Source organism: Moorena sp. SIO4A1, from assembly GCF_010672065.1.
GTDB lineage: Bacteria > Cyanobacteriota > Cyanobacteriia > Cyanobacteriales > Coleofasciculaceae > Moorena.
The window spans coordinates 1-2237 of record NZ_JAAHHX010000330.1 but is presented as its reverse complement, the minus strand read 5'-3'; the positions used below and the strand labels follow the sequence as shown (position 1 = coordinate 2237).

Sequence of the window (2237 nt, the reverse complement as noted above, 5' to 3'; positions counted from 1 at the left end):
CAAGAGATGATGGATCGCAAAAATAAGTACTATCTGGAATTGATCAAGAACATCTCTAAGACTGACTTACTACCTGGAGCTCTTGAGTTACTGACTGAACTCAAGGAAGCTGGTATCAAAGTTGCCATTGGCTCCGGTAGCAAAAATGCCAAGGAAGTTATGGAACGATTGGGTATTAGCGATCGCATTGATTCAATTTCTGACGGCTACAGTGTGACCCGCTCTAAGCCAGCACCAGATCTCTTCTTGCACGCAGCACAGCAGTTGGGATTGGAACCCGCTTATTGTGTAGTAGTAGAAGATGCCGGGTCTGGTGTCGAAGCCGCTCTAGCTGCTGGTATGTGGGCTGTAGGACTTGGTCCAGTTGAACGAGTTGGAGCAGCTCACCTGGTGTTACCCAGTCTCGAAGGCGTACACTGGAGCAACCTCCACAAACAATTGGCAGGGAATCGTTTAATTCCTTGTTAGGGTATTTAAAACTAAATATTTGGAACTAAATTGGCTGGGTGAAGTCTAATTCACCCAGCCATATTTTTTTAGTTATAGTCCTGAGTACTGAGTAGCAAGTGCCGATTAAAATAAATCAGTTTAAGATAAATCATTTGCTGTCATTGTTTCTTATTCAGAACTCAATGAACTTAGCAACTCAGGACTTCTCTATTTCGTGTTTATGTTTGGAGTGAATTACTACCATTGCTTGCCACCTATAGGTAGGCTAGTCGAGCTAGTAGTGATCTGGTTCGCAGGGATTTTTCCTTAACTAGATTGAACTAGATTCTTTCAAAACTGTATATGGTTGTTCCTACTGGCCTTCACGTTTTCATAGTAACAGATTCACCGCACTTAAAAGTGCCGTGGTGGGCTACATCTGCCCCATGAATATGGGGAGTTTTGTGTCCCGATTTCCTATAATTATCTGGAAAAGGCGAAAAGCGCTGATCTAAACGATTAAACTGCACTGACAGGAGCTGAAGTTTTGGGATTAGCTTACTTATGCTGTTCTAGCACTTTCTGATAAGCTGCTTCATAGCCATCAACCATATTGGGAACACTGAAGGTCTCTTCCACATACTTACGGCACTCTTCGCGAGAGAGTTTAAGAGCTTCTGGAATGGCAGCTATCATGTCCTCAGGATTGGCACAGATTATGCCAGTTCTCTTGTCGGCCACCACCTCCGGTACAGCGCCAAAGTTCGTGGCAATCACTGGAGTGCCAACACACATTGACTCAATCATTACCAAACCAAAAGGTTCGGGCCAGATAATCGGAAAGAGGGTCAGGCTGGCTTTGGATAATAATTCCACCTTCTCTTCGTGGCTCACTTCACCCAAGTATTGAATTTGTTTACCGTCGATTTCCGGAGCAATTTCTTGTTCGAAGAATTCCCGGTCAACTACATCAAGCTTGCCCGCCATTTTCAAGTTCCAGCCAGTTTCACGGGCAATTCTGATCGCATGATGAGGGCCTTTCTCCTTTGACAAACGACCCAAAAACCCTAAGTAGGGGGGGTCATCGGCTGCTTTTGGATTGAACGGATAATCTTTTATTTTAACACCATTGTAAACCGTAGCAACATAATTCATCTCTGGTCCGGATGACCGCTGATGATTACTGATGCTAATATGGGGTATGTGGCTGTATCGCGCATAAGCCTTGCTAATATCATTGCCGAAGCGACCATGCATGGTATGAACCACAGGGGTCTTATACAAGTCAATCACCGGAAAGGTAATCATCCCTGTGTGAAAGTGAATTAGGTCAAACTCATCAGCCACCTCGCCAATCTGAGCCAGTTGCAGTAGTTCGTAAACTATTGGTGCCTCTACGGAGGGGTCAAGGCGCAACGCCTGAGGAGCCACAGACTTTAGTTTAGCGATAGTGATGGAATCTCCAGAGGCAAATAGGGTGACATCGTGACCACGACGAACTAATTCATCAGTGAGTTGGCTCACAACTAGTTCGATACCACCATAGCCTGGTGGGGGAACTCTCTCCCATAAGGGGGAAACTTGAGCTATCCGCATATCATAGTCCTCCAAAAATCTTCTAAATTAGCTTGATTGAGAGCTAGTAAAACTTAAAACGGTGCTTTTATCACAAATAAAAACCGATTCTGCTATCTTACAGAAAGTTTTTAGCTTTTGGGAAGAAGCTAGACGTAATCTATCTACATGCTCCGAGAGTAAGTCTCTACCATACAGGTGTAGATAGGTTAATTAATTTAAGTTTTATTTAA

The 2237-nt window shown here is 43.9% G+C and carries 2 protein-coding genes; one reads left to right on the top strand and one right to left on the bottom strand.

The annotated features are described in order from the left end of the window. Window positions 1-468, top strand: a 468-nt coding sequence (locus tag F6K53_RS37860) for an HAD-IA family hydrolase (RefSeq protein WP_293084850.1), incomplete at its 5' end; no start/stop codon positions are given. Window positions 469-987: 519 nt separating this feature from the next. Here the strand turns inward: F6K53_RS37860 and F6K53_RS37855 are convergent. Beyond that, entirely contained in the window at window positions 988-2025 is a 1038-nt protein-coding gene (locus F6K53_RS37855) for a glycosyltransferase family 4 protein (RefSeq protein WP_293062669.1), read from the bottom strand. Window positions 2026-2237: the final 212 nt, after the last annotated feature.